This window comes from Micromonospora sp. NPDC049374, assembly GCF_040677165.1.
Taxonomy (GTDB): Bacteria; Actinomycetota; Actinomycetes; order Mycobacteriales; family Micromonosporaceae; genus Micromonospora.
On the sequence record NZ_JBFAQH010000007.1, the window covers coordinates 224,985 to 244,029 of the forward strand.

Genomic DNA, 19,045 nt, shown 5'->3' on the forward strand with positions numbered 1-19,045 from the left:
CTCCTCCTCACAGGCAGAGTTCATGATCATGCCAGGTTGGTGGGGGTCGACGCAGGCGGGTGCGCGCTAGCGTGGGCGGGGTGAGTGAGTCTTCGTCTGTTTCGCCGCTCCCACCGGCCGACCTGCCCGCCACGCTCGGCGCGCTGCGCGCCGCCGGGTACCGGTACCGCACCGTCAAGCAGGAGCTACGCGACAACCTGCGGGCCCGGATGCGCGACGGCGCTGCGCGGTTCGCCGGCATCGTCGGGTACGACGACACCGTGCTACCGGAGGTGGAGCGGGCGCTGCTCGCCGGGCACGACATGGTGCTGCTCGGTGAGCGGGGCCAGGGCAAGACCAGGCTGATCCGGTCGCTTGTGACGCTGCTGGACGAGTGGACGCCGGTGATCGTCGGCTCGGTGCTCAACGAGCACCCGCTGCACCCGGTCACCCCGGCCTCGCGGGCGCTGCTCGCCGAGGCCGGCGACGACCTGCCGGTGGGCTGGCTGCACCGCTCGATGCGCTACGGGGAGAAGCTGGCCACCCCGGACACCAGCGTCGGTGACCTGATCGGCGACGTCGACCCGGTCCGGCTGGCTCAGGGGCGTACGCTCGGCGACCCCGAGACGATCCACTTCGGCCTGGTGCCGCGTACCAACCGGGGCATCTTCGCGGTCAACGAACTGCCCGACCTGGCCGAGCGGATCCAGGTGGCGCTGCTCAACGTGCTGGAGGAGCGGGACATCCAGGTACGCGGCTACCAGCTGCGGCTGCCGCTGGACCTGCTGCTGGTGGCCAGTGCCAACCCGGAGGACTACACCAACCGGGGTCGGATCATCACCCCGCTCAAGGACCGCTTCGGCGCGGAGATCCGCACCCACTACCCGACCGACCTGGAGTTGGAGCTGGCCCTGATCCGGCAGGAGGCCGACCTGGTCGCCGAGGTGCCGGAACACGTGCTGGAGGTGCTGGCCCGGTTCGCCCGGGCGGTACGCGAGTCACCGTCGGTGGACCCACGTTCCGGTGTCTCCGCCCGGTTCGCCATCGCCGCCGCGGAGACCGTCGCCGCCGCGGCCCTGCGCCGGGCGTGCCTGCTGGGCACCGACTCGGAGCTGCCGTCGTCCGAGGCGGTGGCGCGGGTGGGTGACGCGGTGTCGGTGACGTCGACGCTGCGCGGCAAGGTGGAGTTCGAGAGCGGCGAGGAGGGCCGGGAGATCGAGCTTCTCGGCCACCTGCTGCGTACCGCCACCGCCGAGACGTTCCGGGCCCGGCTGGCCGGGCTGGACCTGTCCGGCTTCACCGCGCTTGTCGAGGAAGGGCAGGCGGTCGAGACCGGCGAGCTGGTGTCGGCGGCTGACCTGCTGCGTCAGGTGGGCACGGTGCCGGGGTTGGCGAAGGTGCTCGACCGGCTCGGTATCGGCGACGCGCCGAGCACCGGGCAGGCCGCGGCGGCCGTCGAGTTCGTGCTCGAAGGGCTGCACCTGAGCCGCCGGCTGGGCAAGGACGTCACCGACACCGGGCGGACCCGCTACGGCGGCCGGGACTGAGATGGCCGGCAACCGGTTCCGGTACGGGCAGTGGCGCGGCGGCCCCGATCCGCTCGCGCCCCCGTACGACGTGCAGGCCGCGGTGGACCAGGTCGGTGCGGAGGTGCTGGCCGGCGGCAGTCTCCGGGACGCGTTGCGGGATCTGCTGCGGCGGGGCCCGCAGGGCCGTGGTGGACTGGACGGGCTGACCGCCCGCGCCCGTCGGCTGCGGCGCGAGGCGCTGCGCCGGGGTGAGCTCGACGGGGCGGTGACCCGGGCGCGGGCGCTGCTCGATCAGGCGCTGGCCGCCGAGCGGGACGAGTTGGCCCGCCGCGACGACGAGGCGGCCCGGTTCGCCGAGACGATGCTTGACGACCTGCCCCGCTCGACCGCGCAGGCGGTGCGGGACCTGTCCGACTACCGGTGGGCCAGCGACGAGGCCCGGCAGACCTACCAGCGGATCCTCGACGGGCTGCGCGACGACGTGCTCGGCCAGCGCTTCGCCGGCCTGCGCGACTCGGCCCGGCTGGCCGGTGACCCGGCGGTGCAGGAGCGGGTCGCCGAGATGATGCGGGACCTCAACGCCCTGCTGGCCCGGCACGCCCGCGCCGAGGACACCACCGACGCGTTCGCCGAGTTCATCCGCCGGCACGGCGAGTTCTTCCCGGAACGCCCGCGCGACGTGGACGAACTGATCGACCTGCTGGCCCGACGCGCGGCGGCCGGGCAGCGGCTGATGAACTCGCTGTCGGAGCGGCAGCGGGAGGAACTGGCCGGGCTGATGCGCGAGTCCCTCGGTGACCGGCTCGCCGGCGAACTGGCCGCGCTGGAGGGGAACCTGCGGGCGCTGCGGCCCGACCTGCGCTGGGGGCGGGGCGAGCGGACGCAGGGCGGCCAGCCGTTGGGCTACGGCGAGGCGACCGGGGCACTCGACGAGATCGCCGAACTGGACGACCTGCTCGACCAACTGGGCCAGGCGCACCCCGGGGCGACCCTGGACGACATCGACGTCGACGCGGTGGCCCGCACGCTGGGCCGCGACGCGGCCGACGACGTACGGCGGCTGCGGGAACTGGAGCGGGAACTGCGCCGCCAGGGCTGGGTGACCCGCGACGCCGACGGTCTGACGCTGAGTCCGAAGGCACTGCGCCGCCTCGGCGGCACCGCGCTGCGCCAGGTCTTCGCCGAGCTGACCGCCGGCCCGCGAGGCCAGCACGACCTGCGCTCGGCCGGGGCGGCCGGCGAGGTGACCGGGGCGTCGCGGCCCTGGGAGTACGGCGACGAGCAGCCGCTTGACGTGGTGCGGACGCTGACCCGGGCGGTCCGCCGAGCCGGCCCCGGAGTGCCGGTGCAACTGGCCGTCGAGGACTTCGAGGTCGTCGAGACCGAACGGCGAGCGTCGGCGGCGGTGGCGCTCTGCGTCGACTTGTCGTACTCGATGATCTCGCAGGGGCGGTGGGGGCCGATGAAGCAGACCGGGTTGGCCCTGGCCCATCTGATGGCGACCCGGTTTCCGCAGGACGCGTTGCAGATCATCGGGTTCGGCCGGCGGGCGGAGACGCTTACCCAGCAGGAACTGGCCGCCGTCGAGCCGGACATGATGCAGGGGACCAACCTGCAACACGCGTTGCGGCTGGCCGGCCGGCACCTGCGGCGCCATCCGGACGCGGAGCCGGTGGTGCTCGTGGTCACCGACGGTGAACCGACCGCCCACCTCGACCCGGACGACGGTGAGGCGCTGTTCGCGTGGCCGTCCTCACCGGAGACGATCGAGGCGACGGTCCGGGAGGTGGACCGGCTCGGCCGCTTCGGGGCCACCCTGAACCTCTTCATGCTGGGCGACGATCCCGGGCTGCGCCGCTTCGTCGACGCAGTGGCCCGGCGCAGCGGCGGCCGGGTGTTCACCCCGGACGCCGACGACCTCGGCGAGTACGTGGTCAGCGACTACCTGCGGGCCCGCCGCGGCCGCCGCTAGGCTCGGCGGGTGGAGGTCGACGGGCTGCGACGGGCGTACGACGCGGTGCTGGCCGAGGTCGACGCGGGCGGGTTCGGGCCGCCGCCGCCCGACCGGTACAGCGCCGAGCAGATCGTGGCGCACCTGATCGCCAGCGACGAGCTGATGCGCGAGGCCACCGAGGCGGTGCTGGCCGGCTCGCCGTACGCCTTCTACGACCTGGACGAGGTCCACCGGCCGGAACTGGACGAACTGGCCGCCGAGTGCGGCGGCCTCGACGGCCTCGCCACCCGGCTGCGGGCCACCAGTGACCGGCTGGTCGCGTTGGTGGCCAAGCTCGGTGCGGCGGCGGACACCCCGGTGGAGACACACCTCCGCGAGGGGTTCGAGCTCGTCATCGACGAGCCGCTGCCGTGGGGCCGCACGATCGATCTGCACGCCCGCGTGCACCTGCCCCGCCACCTCAACGAGCTACGCGCCCTGCGCCGCCGGCCCTGACGGGTACGGCTTGCTGGGCGCCTCCCCGGGGAGGCAAGCTCGGCTACTGGAGCGTCCAGCGCTGGGCGGGGTTGCCGTCGCAGGGCGCCTGGACGATGTCGGTGCCGGCCGCGGCGGCACCGTCGCGGGCCTGGGCGCACTTGCCGCTGTGCACGGCCACCAGCACGGTCGCGCCGCCGTCGACGGGTCGCAGCCGCCACTGCTGGTTGCCTTCGCCGTGGCAGCCGAACTGCTGCAACCGGGCACCGTCGTCACCGCTGCCGCCCTCGACGTCGAGGCACTGGTTGTGGGCGGCGTTGGTAAGCGTCACCGTGTCCGGGCCGAAGGTGTTGACCACCCACTGCTGCTCCGGCCCGCCGCTGCAGTCGGCGAGCTTGGCGACGGCCCGCTCGCCGTCACCGTCGAGGCCGAGACAGAGATTGGATCCGACCCCACGGAACACCTTCGGCCCGGCGATCGCGTCCGGATCCTCGCTGGGGCTCGGCGTGGGGGATGGCTCGGACCTGGTCGGGCTCGGTTCCGGTTCGCTCTCCGTCGGGCTGGCCTGCACCGTGCTCGGGCTGGGCGCGGCCACCGTCGGTGCCGCCTCCGGCTCGCCGCCGCCGAGCACGCCGGTGGCGAACAGCACCCCCAGCAGTACGCCGACCAGCCCGACCGCCAGTGCCGTGACGAGCAGCGGATCGCGGGGCGGTCCGGCTCGGCGGGTGCCGTAGACGCTGCCCGACCCATCGGTGTGCGACATGCCGGCATCCTGTCCCACCGCGCGAGGTACCGGCCAGCCGCCCCCGGGTGCCCGGCCTGATCTGGGCGAGAAACGCCTCCGATGGACATCCCGCCAGCCGCCCCCATGACGCGTAAAGTGATCCCATGCACGCCGTGCGTGATCATGACCAGGCGGTGGCCCAGCTACGACGGTCGTACGCGGCGGTGCCACCCGGCCAGCCGGTGCGGTTGGCCAAGCGCACCTCCAACCTGTTCCGTCCGCGCAACGCCCCCGTCTCCGGTCTGGACGTCAGCGGTCTCGGCGGGGTGCTGGGCGTCGACCCGGTCGCCCGCACCGCCGATGTGCAGGGCATGTGCACCTACGAACGGCTGGTCGCCGCGACCCTGCCGTACGGCCTGATGCCACTGGTGGTGCCGCAGCTGCGCACCATCACCCTCGGCGGGGCGGTGACCGGGCTGGGTATCGAGTCGACGTCGTTCCGCAACGGACTGCCGCACGAGTCGGTGACCGAGCTGGACGTGCTCACCGGCGCCGGTGAGGTGGTCACCGCCCGGCCCAACGGCCCACACGCCGACCTGTACGCCGCCTTCCCCAACTCGTTGGGCAGTCTCGGATACGCCACCCGGCTGCGGATCGAGCTGCAACCGGTCCGCCGGTACGTGGCCCTGCGCAACCTGCGGTTCACCAACCTGACCGCGTTGACCGAGGCGATGGGCGAGATCGCCGCGACCCGCCGTTGGGCCGGTGAGAGCGTCGACGCGATGGACGGGGTGATGTTCAGCCCCGGTGAGGCGTACCTCGTGCTGGGCAGCTTCACCGACGACGTGCCGGCGGTCTCCGACTACACCGGCCAGGAGATCTACTACCGCTCGCTGCGCCAGCGCCCGCACGACGCGCTGACCGTCCACGACTACCTGTGGCGCTGGGACACCGACTGGTTCTGGTGTTCGGCGGCGTTCGGCGCGCAGCATCCGGTGGTGCGGCGGTTGTGGCCGGCGCGGTGGCGGCGCAGCGACGTCTACCACCGCATCGTGCGTCTGGAGCACCGGCACCGGGTGGCCGCCCGGATCGACAGGTGGCGCGGCCAGCCGGCCCGGGAGCGGGTCGTGCAGGACGTGGAGATCCCGCTGGACCGCACGGCCGATTTCCTGCACTGGTTCGCCACCGGCGTCGGGATGACGCCGGTGTGGTTGTGCCCGCTGCGGCTGCGGGAGCCGGCGGGTCCGGGCTCGGCCCGGTCCTGGCCGCTGTATCCGCTACGGCCGGGGCAGGACTACGTAAACATCGGGTTCTGGGGGAGCGTGCCGATCGCCGAGGGCGCCGCCGACGGCGACGTCAACCGGGAGATCGAGCGCGCGGTGTCGGAGGCGGGCGGGCACAAGTCGCTCTACTCCGACGCGTACTACGACCGGGATTCGTTCGACCGGCTCTACGGCGGCGGGACATGGCGCGCCGTGCGGGACCGGTACGACCCGGAGCACCGGCTCACCGGACTGTACGAAAAGGCGGTAGCACGCGCATGAGCGAGCGGAGCGAGCGAATCATCAGGCTCAGTGCGGATGTGCCTCATGGCGGCACGGAGCGGAGCGGAGTGCCGGCATGAGTCTCACCGACCGTAGCCAGGGAGCGGCAGGCGCTCCCGCCCCGCCGCCCCCGGGGGGCCGGCGGCGTGGGTCGACCGTGGCGGACATCGTCCGGGCGGTGACCTCGGGCCCCCTGCCGGTACGCGTCACCGCGTACGACGGCAGCTCCATCGGCCCGGCCGACGCCGGGATCACCCTGTCGATCCGCTCCGAGCGAGGGCTGTCGTACCTGCTCACCGCGCCGGGAGATCTGGGCATGGCGCGTGCCTACGTCAGCGGCGACCTGAGCCTGGAGGGAGTGCACCCGGGCGACCCGTACGAGGCGTTGCGGGTGCTCAGCGGGCTGCGGATGCGGGCCCCGGCACTGGCCGACGGGCTGGCTCTGGTGCGTGAGCTGGGCTGGGAGCGGCTGCTGCCGCCGCCGGCTCCGCCGCAGGAGGCCCGGCCCCGTTGGAAGCGGATCCTGGGTGGCCTGCGGCATTCGCGGACCCGCGACGACAGCGCCATCTCGCATCATTACGACGTGTCGAACGCGTTCTACGAGAGGGTGCTCGGCTCGTCGATGACGTACACCTGCGCGGTGTACCGCAGCCCGGACGACACGTTGGAACAGGCGCAGGCGAACAAGTACGACCTGGTCGCCGGCAAGCTCGCGCTGCGGCCAGGGATGCGGCTGTTGGATGTGGGCTGCGGCTGGGGCGGCATGGTCCGGCACGCGGCCCGGGAGTACGGCGTCAAGGCGATCGGGGTGACGCTGTCGCGGGCGCAGGCGCAGTGGGCTCAGGCGGCGATCGAGCGGGAGGGGCTGACCGGGTTGGCGCAGGTGCGGCACCTGGACTACCGCGACGCGCCGCGCGAACAGTTCGACGCGGTCTCCTCGATCGGCCTGACCGAGCACATCGGAGTCCGTAACTATCCGGCCTACTTCGGGTTCCTGCGTGACCGGCTGCGCCCGGGGGCCCGGCTGCTCAACCACTGCATCACCCGGGCGGACAACCGGGCGCCGCACCGTTCCGGGGCGTTCATCGACCGGTACGTCTTCCCGGACGGCGAGCTGGCCGGCCCGGGTCGGGTGATCAGTGAGATCCACGATGCCGGGTTGGAGGTGCATCACGAGGAGAACCTGCGCCAGCACTACGCGCTGACCCTCGCTGCCTGGTGCCGCAACCTGGTGGAGCACTGGGATTTCTGCGTCGCCGAGGTGGGTGCGGGTACGGCCCGGGTGTGGGGGCTCTACATGGCCGGTTCACGGCTGGCGTTCGAGCGCAACGGCATCCAGCTGCATCAGGTGGTGGCGACGCGTAACGGCCCGGACGCGGTGAACGGTTATCCGCTGCGCCCGGACTGGCTGCCCTGACCGGGTACCTCGGGACTGAGCGGGGCCGCGCCGGAGCTGCCGGCGCGGCCTTTCTCGAACCCATTGACAAGGAAGTTTTTTACGTACAAACTGATTTTGCCATGAGAGACGTCCTGTACCTGGAGCAGATCGAGCAGGCCGAGGTGCTGCTGAAACCGCAGCGCGTCGAGATCCTGCGGCAGCTGGCCGAGCCACGCACCTGCACCGAGGTGGCCGCCCGGCTGGAGCAGACGCCCCAGCGCGTCTACTACCACGTCAAGCAACTCGTCGCGGCCGGGCTGGTCGAGCAGGTCGACCAGCGCAAGGTCCGTGGCATCACCGAGGGCATCTACCGGGCGGTCGCCCGGTCGTACTGGCTCTCACCGCGTCTGGTGGGCCGGATCGGGCTGCGCCGCGCCCGCGACGAGCTGAGCCTCGGCTACCTGCTGGACCTGATGGAGGAGGTCCAGGCCGACGTCGCCGCCCTGGACCGCACCGCTCCGGAGCTGCCGTCCATCGGCGTTTCCGGCGAGATCCGTGTGCCGGCCGAACGCCGGCAGGAGTTTCTGCACGACCTGCAGTCCGCGCTGCAGGAGTTGTTCACGCGCTACGGCGGCGCTGAGGGAGACGCCTTCAAGCTCGCCGTGGCCTGCTACCCGAAGGGAACCGACAGTGACTGAACCGATGACCCTCGCCGTCCGTCTCGCCGCGCCGATCGCGCGGGTGCGCCAGGCCCTGACCGACCCGGCCGAGCTGCGCGTCTGGCTGGCTGAGCACGCCGAGGTCGAGCTGCCCGAGCGGTACGAGTTCTGGGGCCGCTACACGCCCGAGGGCGACGCTCCACATCAGCGGGTGCTGCACGCCGACGACGACCGGCTGCGCTTCGCCTGGCTGCTCGACGGGGTGGAGACCACCACCGAGATCACGCTGAGCGCGGACGGGCCGGACGCCACCGTGCTGCGACTGTCACAGACCCACTTCGACTTCAACGACGTGATCAACGGCACCAGCATCCGGGGTGTCCTACAGACCTACTGGGCGCTGACCATCGCCAACCTGGAGGCCCACCTCGCCGGCCAGCCGCTGCTGCCGAAGGTGGACTTCACCGGCACCGACTTCCGAGGCGAGCTGGAGATCGCCGCACCAGCCGACAAGGTGTGGGAGTCCCTGACCGACTCCGAGCAGGCCAGCGCCTGGTTCGGCTACCCGATCGGCATCGAACCCTGGGTCGGCGGCCGGTACGCCATGGGCGGCTTCGACAGCGGGTTCGCGGCCAAGGTGGTCGACCTGGAGCCCGGGCGGCGGATGTCCGTCGACTGGGGTGCGCCCGGCGTCACCAGCTGGGAACTGACCGAGTCCGAGGGTCGGACGAAGCTCACCTTCGTGCAGAGCGGCTTCGACGAGCAGAACCCGCCGTACGCTGCCTGGGCGGGGTCGGTCTCCGGGCTGGCCGAGCTGCGCCGCTTCCACGAGGTGCCGGACTGGCAGCCGATCTGGCTGCCCGAGGAGACCAGCGCCGCGACGGCCGGTTGAGCCCTCCCGGCACGGGCGGTCACCGGGACGTCTGGTGACCGCCCGACGCCCCGGCGTGCGGGACGGGCCGGAACTCGCCACCGCGACTATCGTGGCCTGTCGTGACGGACATCGAGCAGCGACTGGCCGCGATCCGGGGCGACGCACCGCCGAAGCGACACAACGCCCGCACGATCGCCGCGCTTACCGGCAACCCGGGCTGCACCCGGCGGGCGGTCCTCGATGGTGCCGGGGTGGACAAGCCGGCACTGGCTGGACGGGTCGGCTTTCCCGCCCGGTTCGGGCAGTCCCGCTTCGCCATCACCCGGGGCAACATCTTCGAGGCGCAGGTGAAGGCCGACGGCGGGGCCGAGTTGCTGCGACTGGTCGCGGAGCGGCTGGGCGTACCGGTGCCGACGGCGGCCAGCTGGACGGACCTCGGCGACGGCGACGACCCGGCCACCCGGGCCCGACGCTCGGCGACCCTGCTCACCGAGGCGGTGTCGCCCGTCGATACCGACGCCGACGCCGACGAGCCGGCGGCGCTGTTCGACCATCCGATGCTCGGCCTGGTGGTCGCCGGGCAGCGGGTACACCTGGAACCGGACCTGGTGGCCGCCCGGCTGGGCGGCCGGTTCCACGTGGTCGAGATCAAGTCGTTCCCGGTGATCGACGGCCAGGCCGACCCGGCGAAGGTGGCCGCCGCGGCGGTGCAGTCCGCCGTCTACGTGCTGGCCCTGCGGGAGCTGTTCACCGCCCGGGGCCACGACCCGCAGCTGGTGTCGCACGAGGTGGTGCTGGTCTGCCCCCGGGACTTCAGCAACGAACCGGTCGCGCACCTGCTCGACGTCCGCCGGCAACTGCTTGTGGTACGCCGGCAACTGGACCGGATGGACCGGCTCGACACGCTGCTGGCCGACGTGCCGGCCGACGTCACCGCCGATCCCGCCGCCGACCCGGCGATCCTGGCCGGTTCGCTGGCCCGGGTGCCGGCCCGGTACGCCCCCGACTGCCTGGCCAGCTGCGAGCTGGCGTACTTCTGCCGGCACGAGGCACGCGGGCAGACCGGGGCGCTCGGCCGCCCGGTCCGCGAGGCGCTCGGCGGAATCGCCGACGTCGGCGAGGTGCTGGCGCTCGCCGGTGGGGAACCGGCCACCGAACCCGAGCGGGCGGAAGCCGCCGCGCTGCTGCGGACCGCGGCCCGCCTCCGCGCCGACGCCCTCACCACCGCATGACCGAGCGCATCACGCACCGTGCCGCGGCGTCTCCGGCCGGCACCCGGTGCAGCGGAGTGCCGGCATGAGTACGTTGCGGGCGCTGGCGGCGGCACAGGCAGTGGCCTCCGGGGTGGCCCAACCGGTGGCCACCGTCCGGCATCTGCACCTGTCGAGGCGGCCGCTGGTGCTGGTGCCGCTGGCGATGGCGGGGGAGGCCAACGCCCCCCTCGCCGCGATGGTCGGCTCGGCCCCCGGCGAGGGGCGGCTGTTGATCGTGCCGCAGCCACGGAACCGGGACCAACGGTTCGCGTTCGCCGCCGAGCTGGCCGCGATCGTCCTGCCGTACGTGGACGGGCACCGTACGGCGAACGAGGCGGTCTCCGTGGACCGGGGTCGGGACGTCCGGTACCGGTACCTCGACGCTCCGCAGCTGCTGGTGCCGAATCCGGCGGGGGTGACGTTCCTGCGGCTGCTCGGGCGGTCCACCCGGTTCCGTCGGGTCGACGGCGAGTATCCGGTGCCGCCGCAGGTGCCACTGCTGGGCCGCTGGCTGACCTTCTTCGCCGAACGGGCCGAGCATCCCGGCTCGTCGGCGCTGCTGGCGATGACGCAGGCGTTGACGCTGCACTGGGCGACCGGGCAGAGCGCGGTGGAGGATCTGCACCTGCCGGCGCTGCTGGGCTGGATCGCGCCGCCGGCTGGGCTCTCCGGCGCCGAGGCGGCGGCCCGGGCCGAGGACCCGTCGATCTGCCCGCCAGCCGGCCCGGCCACCGATCCGGAGTTCGACAACCGGCTGCTGGCGCCGGCCATCGAGGCGTACGCCGCCGCCGGCACCGACGAGGCGACGCGCGTCGAGGCGTACGCGGAGCTGGAGCTGCTGCTGCGGGACCAGCTGACGCCCACCTGGGAGCTGATGTGGCGCGGCCTGGGGTTGTTGCGTGCCCTGCCGCCCGGCGCCCGGGTGGCCGGGCGGTGGGACGGCGACCGGGACGCCTTCACCGCCCACACCGAGCACCTCGACTCCGACGGTGCGCCGCAGCCGCGCCGTGACGGTGCGGTGGCCGCGGCGGCCCGGCTGCACCGCCTGGAGCGGGCCGCCGCGAGCTACGCGGTGCAGCGCGCCTACGACGACCCGCTGGTGATGGCGGAGTACCGGCTGACCGGGGAGGCTTTCGTCGGCGAGGTGCTGCTGGCCGACCCGACCCGGGTCGACGACAGTGGCCGACGCCCGGTGTTGCGCCCGCGTATCCAGCTGATGACCACCGACCCGGTGCTGGTGCCGGTCGGCGCGACCCTGTCCAGCCCGTCCCGCCCCGGGCAGAAGGCGCGGCTGGTGTTCGTCACCCCGACGGCCGACGGCAAGACCGAGGTGGTGCTGGAGCTGTCCGGCAGGATGGGACGCGGCCTGACGGCCAGCCCGGGCAGCGTGCCGGAGGTGGGGGAGCGGCTCTGCTACACCACGCTCAGCGACGCCTACATGCCGGGCGCGGCGTTCCCCACTGTGGACGAAACCCCGTGGACCCACGGCGGTCCCCCCGCGGCCGGAGTCGCGGCACCCGACGAACAATGGGCCTGAGCGCAGCGCCCGCGCCCGATTGACCACCCGCCCTGACAAACCCACACATCGCCGAGCCGGACCGCCGACCGCCGCCAGGACCGCCGACCGCCGCCTGGACCGAGTGACCGCCGACTGGACCGGTGACCGCCGACCGCCGATCCCGGACGGTAACCATTCCCCGGCAGGGACACTGTGACCTTTGGACGCTTTGCTCTGCTTACCTATACGCACAGGTTGCGCTGCGTGACTGGCGCGAACGCCGCGCCTTCCCGATAAGGCCAGCTCAACGTTGGGTTGCGTATAGGTAAGCAGAGCAAAGGTGGAAGACAACATTGTCGGTGGTGGGCTGGCCGGTCACGTTCAGTGATGCATCGTTATGGTCACGCAGGGTCATGTCTGTGTTGCGGCGGGTCGTGGTCGGCGGGTGGAGTGGGAGGCCCCGCCCTGAGGACACCTCCCCGCCGGTGCGGGTGCGACAGGCGCGACAGGGCACTACGGGGAGCCCGCGAGCGGGTCGTTGCCCGCGTCGCCGCACCGGGAGCCATCAGGTTGTGGACTTGCCTACCCCGTTGGATCTGGCGGGGCGGCTGCGGGCGTGGCTAGGCTTTCGGGGTTTGCCAGGGCAGGACCTCGCCGTCGAGGGTGTACGCACGAGAGAGAGCCGGAGCGATCGCTGTGTCGCGGAAGGACGTCGAGCGGGCTGCCGCGCGCTCACCCGGAACGGACCGGGTCGGCCGTGTGGGGCTGGTCGGTGCCGGTGCCGTCGTCGCGATCGAGGCGCTCTGGTTGGTGCTGGGGCTACCCGCCGGCGCGCTGGTAAGCGATCTGGGCGCGCTCACCGTGGCAGGTTGGGCGGCGGTGGCCTGCGTCGCGGCGGCCCGCCGGCATCCGGCGACGTTGCGCCGGTTCTGGCTGCTGTTGGCCGCCACCATGGCGTTGTCACTGGCTGGACGGGCACTGTGGACGTCCCAGCGGCTGCTCGGTGAGAGCCTGCCACACACCCTGCCCATCGGGTTGATCTTCGCGGCCAGTCTGCTGACCGGCACCGCCGCGTTGTTCTGTTCGGTCACCGCGCCGCGTACCACGGTGGGTCGGGCCCGGACCCTGCTCGACGGGGTGATCGTCGGGCTGGCGCTGATCCCGATCGGCTGGCTGCTGATCTTCCGCAACGTCAGTCTGGCCGACCTGGACGAGCCGCTGCGCACCGCCGGCCTGCTGTACCCGATGTTCGATCTGATGCAGCTGACCATCCTGGTCGCGGTGGTCGGCCCGGGCCGGCCGGTGTGGCGGCCGATGGCGCTGCTCGGCGTGAGCCTGACGGTACGGGCGGTGGCCGACACGTTCTACGTGTCGCTGGTGGCCGCCGGCACCTACCAGCCCGGCACCCCGGTCGACGTGCTCTGGCCGCTGAGCTACCTGCTGATCGTGGTGGCGACCCGGATGCCCCCACCTCGGGACCATGGCGCTGCCGAGGAGGCCGGGGAAGCGCCGTTGCCGCCGTGGTGGCGGGTGGTGCTGCCCTACCTGCCGGTGGGCGGGGCGATCGTGGCGACCATGCTGGCCCGCGACGCCGGCGGTCACACCCCGATGCCGATCTTCCTGGCGATGATGGCGCTGTTGGCCACGCTGGCGCTGCGGCAGGGCTTGGCGGCCAACGAGAACCTGCGTCTGGTGCTGCAGCTACGCAAGCTCGCCTACGTCGACCAGCTCACGGGGCTGCCGAACCGACTGGCGTTCATCCGCCGGCTGCGGGGTGCGTTGCGCGGCACCAACCGGGTCGCCGTGCTGCTGTTGGACCTGGACGGGTTCAAGCAGGTAAACGATCGGTTCGGGCACACCACCGGCGACACGCTGCTGTCCGGTCTGTCCCGGCGGATGCGCCGGGCGGTCGGCGACGACGGCATGATCGCCCGGATCGGTGGTGACGAGTTCGCCGTGCTGGTCACCGACGGGCGGCCGTTGGCACCGGAGCGGCTGGCCGAGCGGTTGCTGGCGGCGCTGCAACCGTCGCCCGGCGAGGAACTGGTCGGCGTGCACCCGTCGGCCAGCATCGGCATCGCCGAGTACGGGCCGCAGCACATCTCGCACACGGATCTGCTGCGCGACGCGGACATCGCCATGTACGCGGCGAAGGCGGCCGGCAAGTCCGCGTACCGGCGTTGCACGCAGGGGTTGCGGGAGTCGGCGGTGAGCCGGGCCGAGCTGATCGCCGACCTGCGGCGGGCCGTCGACGAGGAGCAACTGCACCTGGAGTTCCAACCGATCGTGGACCTGGCCACCGGGGTGGTGCGCAGCGCGGAGGCGTTGGTGCGGTGGCGTCACCCCCGGCTGGGCGTGCTCAGTCCGGCCCGGTTCCTGCCGCTGGCCGAGGAGACCGGGCTGATCCTGCCGATCGACAGGTGGGTCATCCACGAGGCGTGCCGGGCGGCGGCCACCTGGCAGGACCGGGTTCCGTCGGCGACGGTGGCGGTGAACATCGCCGCGTCGCACCTGCGCCGGCCCGACCTGATCGCCACCGTCACCGAGGCCACCGCGGGTGCCGGGCTGGCACCCCGCGCACTGACCCTGGAGCTGACCGAGTCGGCGTTGATCGAGGGCAGCGACGCGGTGCTGGACCGGCTCGGGCAGCTACGCGAGTTGGGCATCCGAATCGCCATCGACGACTTCGGCACCGGGTACTCGTCGCTGAGCTACCTGCACCGGATCCCGGCGACCGAGTTGAAGATCGACCGGTCGTTCGTGGCCCGGATACCCGAGGACGCCCGGGCGTACGCGACGGTTGAGATGGTGACCCGGCTGGCCGGCGCGTTCGACCTGAGCGTGGTGGCCGAGGGGGTGGAGACCGAGCGGCAGCACGAGGCCGTGGCCGCGATCGGCTGCGTGCAGGGGCAGGGCTACCGCTACGGTCGCCCGACCGCCCTGGCCGAGCTGCGTAGCCTGCTTGTCAACTCCGACCCGCAGAGGGTGTCCGGCGTCGCAGAATCGGGCTTGACCCTCACGTAACGGCAGGCGGGACCGTGGTTTCGGAAAGGGGGAACCATGGCTCACACGGTTGGTCAGGTGGCGAAGCTCGCCGGCGTGACGGTCCGGACGCTGCACCACTACGACGAGATCGGTCTGCTGACGCCGAGCGGGCGCAGCGGCTCGGGCTACCGCCGCTACTCCGAGGCGGACCTGGAGCGGTTGCAGCTGATCCGGTACTACCGCGAGCTGGGGTTCCCGTTGGACGAGATCGCCGTGATCCTCGACGACCCGGCGAGCGGCCCGGGAGCGCACCTGCGCCGCCAGCACGAGCTGCTGACGGTGCGGATCAAGCGCCTTCAGGAGATGGTCGCGGCGATCGAATTCGCGATGGAGGCGAGCAAGATGGAGATCCAACTGACCCCGCAGGAGCGGTTCGAGGTCTTCGGGGACTTCGACCCGGACGCGTACGCCGAGGAGGCGGAGCAGCGGTGGGGCGGCACCGAGGCGTACCGGGAGTCGAACCGGCGGACGTCGAGCTACCGCAAGCAGGACTGGCAGCGGTTCAAGGCGGAGACCGAGGACTGGGGACGGCGGATCGTCGCGCTGCTGGCCTCGGGCGCGCCGGCTGACGGGCCGGCGGCCAGGGAGTTGGCTGAGGAACACCGACAGCAGATCAGCCGGTGGTTCTACGAGTGCACGTACGAGATCCACACCGGGCTGGCCGACCTGTACCTCGCCGACGAACGGTTCACCGCGCACTATGAGGCAATGGCCCCCGGTCTGACGGAGTATCTGGCCGAGGCGATCCAGGCCAACGCGATCAGCCGCGCCTGATCGATAGCGTGCGGACGGTGGCGGATCGGGAGAGTATGACTGGCGTCCGCTCTCCCGATCTTCGGAGGTTGCATTGCTGATCGTCGCCGGCACGCTACACGTCGACCCGGCCGAGCGGGACGATTACCTGGCCACCTGCGCCGAGATCGTCCGCCAGGCCCGCGAGGCGCCCGGTTGCCTCGACTTCGCCATCAGCCCGGACCTGATCGAGCCGGCACGGATCAACGTCTACGAGCGCTGGGAGTCCGAGGAGCAGCTGCTGGACTTCCGTGGCTCCGGCCCGGAACCGGAGCAGCAGGTGGCGATCGTCGAGGCCGAGGTCCACAAGTTCCTGATCAGCGCGGTCGAGTCACCCTGATCGCCGGTTGGAGTGGGCGCGGGGCCGGACGGGTCGGGGAGAACCCGTCCGGCCCCGCGGTCAGCGGCCGGGGGTGCGGGGCGTCGCGGCCGGAACGCTCCCGGTAGGCGCACCGGGGACGGTCACGGTCGGGACGCCACCGGGCCGCTTGGTGGTGGGCGTGTCGGGGTGGCTGGTCGGTGTGCCGCCACGCGGGTTCGGGGTGGGTCGGGTGGTCGGCCGGCCGGCACCGCCCGGTGCGCCCGTGGGGCGGGCGCGGTCCTCCGACGTGGCGTCGGCGCAGTACTCGTCGACCTGTCCGGCACCGCCAGCCGCCTCGACCAGTTCGGCGAAGGCCGGGTTCTCCGACGCCTTGCCCGGGTTCGTGGCGGCACCGGCCGCATACGCCTGGCACAGGCCCACCAGCGAGGGCGACGGACCGTCGCTCGCGCCGCCCCGGTCGGCCGGTCCGGTCGGGTGCGACGGGGTGACGGTAGGTACTGCCGGGGCGTGGGTCGCCGGGCGCGTGGTCGGGTCGACAAGCGGGTTGGGCAGCGCGCCGGTACCGGCGGCCAGCGCCACACCACCGAGCCCAGTGGCGACGACGGTCGCCGCCTTGACGGTGAGCAGCTTCGCCAGCGTGATCTTGAGCATTGATTCTCTCCGTGGTCGAGGTTCGGGGGCGAGATCAGCGGCAGCCCGGAACGCGGCCACCGCCAGCTGCTCCCCAGCCATCTCGTCGTGTCGTGCCGGCCCGCGTGCCGCGCGTAGTGGCGCGGCGAGCGGACCGGCCTGGCTCAGGGCGACCGGGTCGGCGTTCAGCAGCCGCTCGGCGGTCTTCCTGTCCATGCGTCGAGGTGACGGTTTGCTCATCTCGTCTTCCCTGGCGTCGTCCCGGATCATTTGTGTCACTCACCCGCCGCGAGTCGCCGCATCGTGGGCGTGGGCGGGCGTAATTCCTGTTCGGGCGCGATGACCCCGTCCCGTACGGTCTGCGAGTCGAGGCGCGCGGCCAGCCGGCGCAGACCCCGCCAGGCGGCGGTACGCACCGCGCCGGGACGCTTGCCCAGCACCTGGGCGGTGGCCCGGGCGTCGAGTCCGACCACCACCCGGAGCAGGATCGCCTCGGCCTGGTCGCTTGGCAGCGTGGCGATCAACTCGATGGCCGCGCGGGTCGCGGTTGCCTGGACGGCCTGGTCGGCGGTGTCCTGAGCGGCGGGCAGGTCGACCAGCGCGTCGGGCGACAACGTCGCCGCGGGCCGCCGTCCCTGGCGGCGTAGGTGATCCAGCGCCCGGTGTCGGGCGATCCCGGCGGCCCAGGCCCGGAACCCGGCTCCTTCGTCACGGAATCGGCGCAGGTCGCGGGTGATCTGCAACCACGCCTCCGAGGCCACGTCCTCGGCGTCGGCGCCGACCATGCCTCGCAGATAGCGCAGCAGGCCGGGTTGCACCTGCCGGTACATCAGCCGGAACGCATCCTCGTCACCATCCTGTGCGGCCCGTACCAGCGCGGCGAGGTCCGATTCGGTATGGCCGCCGGTGCCGCTCGTCACCGACACCACCGGCAGGGATCCACCGGCACGACCGCCAGTTCCGGTATCGCCAGCACCTCGCCACCAGATTCGCCATCATGGGCCACGCCATTGGACGGCAGCCCTCGTCAACCCGTACGACTGATCGGCGTACCGGTGGCCGGTTACGTCACAGCCGCGGGAACGGAAAGCGAACGGCGCGGAGCGAAACCACCGTCTCGTCCATGTTGCTCCACCGATCGGGTAATTCGACCACTTCTGGCCGTGTCCATGCCGGTGCTCGCAACCGTTAACACTGTGACACCCCATTAGGTGGCCTGCGGTTGGTGGCATGCGCGGCGAAGGAGTTCGGCGTGGCGAGGACTGATTCGACGGGTTCGACATGGCGGTACCGGTGGGCGCGCCGGCAGAACGAGCGCCGGCTGCGGCTGTTCCGCAGCGCCGAGGGGACCTGGCGGCGACGCGACGACGAACTGCGTCGCCTGCGTACGCTCGCCGAGCAGTGCCAGGGCTCGGCCACGGCCGGCGACGGCCTCCCGTTGGAACTGGCCCCCGACGAGGTCGTACTCCGGGTGGTGCCGGCCGCGCAACTGGTCGAACTGCGGCACAACGGCGTGCTGCCCGCCCCGGACCTGACCGTGGGCGCGCAGACCGGTCGGCTGCGCCGGCGCCTTCCCGACGGGGTACGGGTCACCGACGCCGGCATGGCGGTGATCACCAACCGGCGGCTGGTGCTGCTCGGCGGGCGGGGCCGGCGCGACTGGGCGTACGGCAGGATGACCGGTCTGGCCCACGACCCGCACGCGTCGGTCACCCTGATCCAGGTGCTGGACCGGCGGCGGACCTCCGGCGTGCTGCTGCGCCCGGACGTGGCGGCCGAGTTCCGGTTCGTGCTCACCCTGGCCTTCGCCGACGCCATCGAGCAGCGCCAGGCGGTCATCGATCAGCTCGACGAGCTGATCGGCGAGCACGCCCGGCTGCGCCCGTCCCGCCCGGGCATCGCCACCCCCGGGCAGGCCCGGCTGTCGACCCTCATCCCCGGTGGCCGACGGACCGCCGTGGTCGCCGCCGCGCTCGCGGTGATGGTGCCGGTGGCTCTGGCCAACTCCGGCCCGTCCGACCCGACCAGCACCGAAACCGCTGTGGCCGCCGCCCCGGCACCTGTCGCAGCCAGCGCCTCGACCACACCGCGCGCCACCGGCTCAGCCACACCCCGCGCCACCGGCTCGGCCAAACCGCGCCCGGCCAGCCCGAAGCCCGAGCGGCGCTGCGGGGCCCCCGAGAACCCGATGAGGTACGACTTCTGCGGCGGCGAACGAATCCGCGAACCCGCCCGCGAGGTGTGCGACCACTTCGACTGCGTGCCCGGCTTCTGGGAGGGACGCGGCTACCTGGTGCAGTGCGAGAACGGCAAGGTCAGCCTGGCCGGCGGCAGCCCTCGGGCCTGCGGCCTGCACGGCGGCGTACGCCGCACCGTCTGGGACTGACCGG

16 protein-coding genes are annotated in these 19,045 nt (G+C 72.5%); 13 read left to right on the forward strand and 3 right to left on the reverse strand.

All coding sequences use genetic code 11. The features are described from left to right. Positions 1 to 71: 71 nt before the first annotated feature. Genes AB0J93_RS14770 through AB0J93_RS14780 form a run of 3 tightly spaced genes read left to right on the forward strand, consistent with a single transcriptional unit; the run spans position 72 to position 3,957 of the window. Positions 72 to 1,526: a sigma 54-interacting transcriptional regulator gene (locus tag AB0J93_RS14770; protein ID WP_363922069.1), complete on the forward strand. Its 1,455-nt coding sequence runs from the start codon at positions 72 to 74 to the stop codon at positions 1,524 to 1,526. A gap of 1 nt (position 1,527) precedes the next feature. Beyond that, complete coding sequence (locus AB0J93_RS14775) at positions 1,528 to 3,480, forward strand: VWA domain-containing protein (RefSeq protein WP_363921924.1); 1,953 nt, start codon at positions 1,528 to 1,530, stop codon at positions 3,478 to 3,480. A 9-nt stretch (positions 3,481 to 3,489) separates the two neighbouring features. After that, positions 3,490 to 3,957, forward strand: a complete 468-nt coding sequence (locus AB0J93_RS14780) for a hypothetical protein (RefSeq protein ID WP_363921926.1) — start codon at positions 3,490 to 3,492, stop codon at positions 3,955 to 3,957. 43 nt (positions 3,958 to 4,000) lie between these two features. On the opposite strand, the gene AB0J93_RS14785 is transcribed toward AB0J93_RS14780, so the two are convergent. After that, a complete protein-coding gene (locus tag AB0J93_RS14785; protein WP_363921928.1) occupies positions 4,001 to 4,699 on the reverse strand; it encodes an RICIN domain-containing protein in 699 nt (232 codons plus the stop codon). 125 nt (positions 4,700 to 4,824) lie between these two features. Here AB0J93_RS14785 and AB0J93_RS14790 point away from each other — a divergent pair, with 125 nt between their 5' ends. The 9 genes from AB0J93_RS14790 to AB0J93_RS14830 all read left to right on the forward strand — a co-directional run bounded on the left by AB0J93_RS14790 (position 4,825) and on the right by AB0J93_RS14830 (position 16,043). Further along, positions 4,825 to 6,204 carry an FAD-binding oxidoreductase gene (locus AB0J93_RS14790; protein ID WP_363921930.1) on the forward strand — a complete coding sequence of 460 codons (1,380 nt, stop codon included), beginning with the start codon at positions 4,825 to 4,827 and terminating at the stop codon, positions 6,202 to 6,204. 76 nt (positions 6,205 to 6,280) lie between these two features. Beyond that, complete coding sequence (locus AB0J93_RS14795) at positions 6,281 to 7,621, forward strand: class I SAM-dependent methyltransferase (RefSeq protein ID WP_363921932.1); 1,341 nt, start codon at positions 6,281 to 6,283, stop codon at positions 7,619 to 7,621. Between the two features lie 101 nt (positions 7,622 to 7,722). Next, the gene (locus tag AB0J93_RS14800; protein ID WP_363921934.1) at positions 7,723 to 8,280 is read left to right on the forward strand and encodes a helix-turn-helix domain-containing protein; all 558 of its coding nucleotides are present in this window, start codon (positions 7,723 to 7,725) and stop codon (positions 8,278 to 8,280) included. Then, positions 8,273 to 9,133, forward strand: a complete 861-nt coding sequence (locus AB0J93_RS14805; RefSeq protein ID WP_363921936.1) for an SRPBCC domain-containing protein — start codon at positions 8,273 to 8,275, stop codon at positions 9,131 to 9,133. The genes AB0J93_RS14800 and AB0J93_RS14805 overlap by 8 nt, the downstream gene beginning before the upstream one ends. Before the next feature lie 110 nt (positions 9,134 to 9,243). After that, complete coding sequence (locus tag AB0J93_RS14810; protein WP_363922071.1) at positions 9,244 to 10,347, forward strand: hypothetical protein; 1,104 nt, start codon at positions 9,244 to 9,246, stop codon at positions 10,345 to 10,347. A gap of 64 nt (positions 10,348 to 10,411) precedes the next feature. Continuing rightward, entirely contained in the window at positions 10,412 to 11,905 is a 1,494-nt protein-coding gene (locus AB0J93_RS14815; RefSeq protein WP_363921938.1) for a hypothetical protein, read from the forward strand. 657 nt (positions 11,906 to 12,562) lie between these two features. Further along, entirely contained in the window at positions 12,563 to 14,890 is a 2,328-nt protein-coding gene (locus AB0J93_RS14820) for an EAL domain-containing protein (protein WP_363921940.1), read from the forward strand. Positions 14,891 to 14,926: 36 nt separating this feature from the next. Then, positions 14,927 to 15,685 (forward strand): MerR family transcriptional regulator, encoded by a 759-nt coding sequence (locus AB0J93_RS14825; RefSeq protein WP_363921942.1) that lies wholly within the window; start codon positions 14,927 to 14,929, stop codon positions 15,683 to 15,685. 73 nt (positions 15,686 to 15,758) lie between these two features. Further along, the gene (locus AB0J93_RS14830) at positions 15,759 to 16,043 is read left to right on the forward strand and encodes an antibiotic biosynthesis monooxygenase family protein (RefSeq protein ID WP_363921944.1); all 285 of its coding nucleotides are present in this window, start codon (positions 15,759 to 15,761) and stop codon (positions 16,041 to 16,043) included. Between the two features lie 60 nt (positions 16,044 to 16,103). Here the strand turns inward: AB0J93_RS14830 and AB0J93_RS14835 are convergent, their stop codons facing one another. Together AB0J93_RS14835 and AB0J93_RS14840 are read right to left on the reverse strand one after the other, a co-directional pair. Further along, on the reverse strand, positions 16,104 to 16,871 hold the full coding sequence (locus tag AB0J93_RS14835) for a hypothetical protein (protein ID WP_363921946.1): 768 nt from the start codon (positions 16,869 to 16,871) through the stop codon (positions 16,104 to 16,106). Between the two features lie 59 nt (positions 16,872 to 16,930). Next, positions 16,931 to 17,575 (reverse strand): sigma-70 family RNA polymerase sigma factor, encoded by a 645-nt coding sequence (locus tag AB0J93_RS14840; RefSeq protein ID WP_363921948.1) that lies wholly within the window; start codon positions 17,573 to 17,575, stop codon positions 16,931 to 16,933. A gap of 332 nt (positions 17,576 to 17,907) precedes the next feature. On the opposite strand from AB0J93_RS14840, the gene AB0J93_RS14845 reads away from it, so the two are divergent. After that, a complete protein-coding gene (locus tag AB0J93_RS14845) occupies positions 17,908 to 19,041 on the forward strand; it encodes a hypothetical protein (protein ID WP_363921950.1) in 1,134 nt (377 codons plus the stop codon). The last annotated feature ends 4 nt before the right edge of the window (positions 19,042 to 19,045 follow it).

Bases quoted from the DNA above. Each gene is read 5' to 3' on its own strand.
- AB0J93_RS14815 (WP_363921938.1), top strand. From the start codon at position 10,412: ATGAGTACGTTGCGGGCGCTGGCGGCGGCACAGGCAGTGGCCTCCGGG.
- AB0J93_RS14795 (WP_363921932.1), top strand. From the start codon at position 6,281: ATGAGTCTCACCGACCGTAGCCAGGGAGCGGCAGGCGCTCCCGCCCCG.
- AB0J93_RS14825 (WP_363921942.1), top strand. From the start codon at position 14,927: ATGGCTCACACGGTTGGTCAGGTGGCGAAGCTCGCCGGCGTGACGGTC.
- AB0J93_RS14800 (WP_363921934.1), top strand. From the start codon at position 7,723: ATGAGAGACGTCCTGTACCTGGAGCAGATCGAGCAGGCCGAGGTGCTG.
- AB0J93_RS14790 (WP_363921930.1), top strand. From the start codon at position 4,825: ATGCACGCCGTGCGTGATCATGACCAGGCGGTGGCCCAGCTACGACGG.
- AB0J93_RS14835 (WP_363921946.1), bottom strand. From the start codon at position 16,871: ATGGACAGGAAGACCGCCGAGCGGCTGCTGAACGCCGACCCGGTCGCC.
- AB0J93_RS14775 (WP_363921924.1), top strand. From the start codon at position 1,528: ATGGCCGGCAACCGGTTCCGGTACGGGCAGTGGCGCGGCGGCCCCGAT.
- AB0J93_RS14785 (WP_363921928.1), bottom strand. From the start codon at position 4,699: ATGTCGCACACCGATGGGTCGGGCAGCGTCTACGGCACCCGCCGAGCC.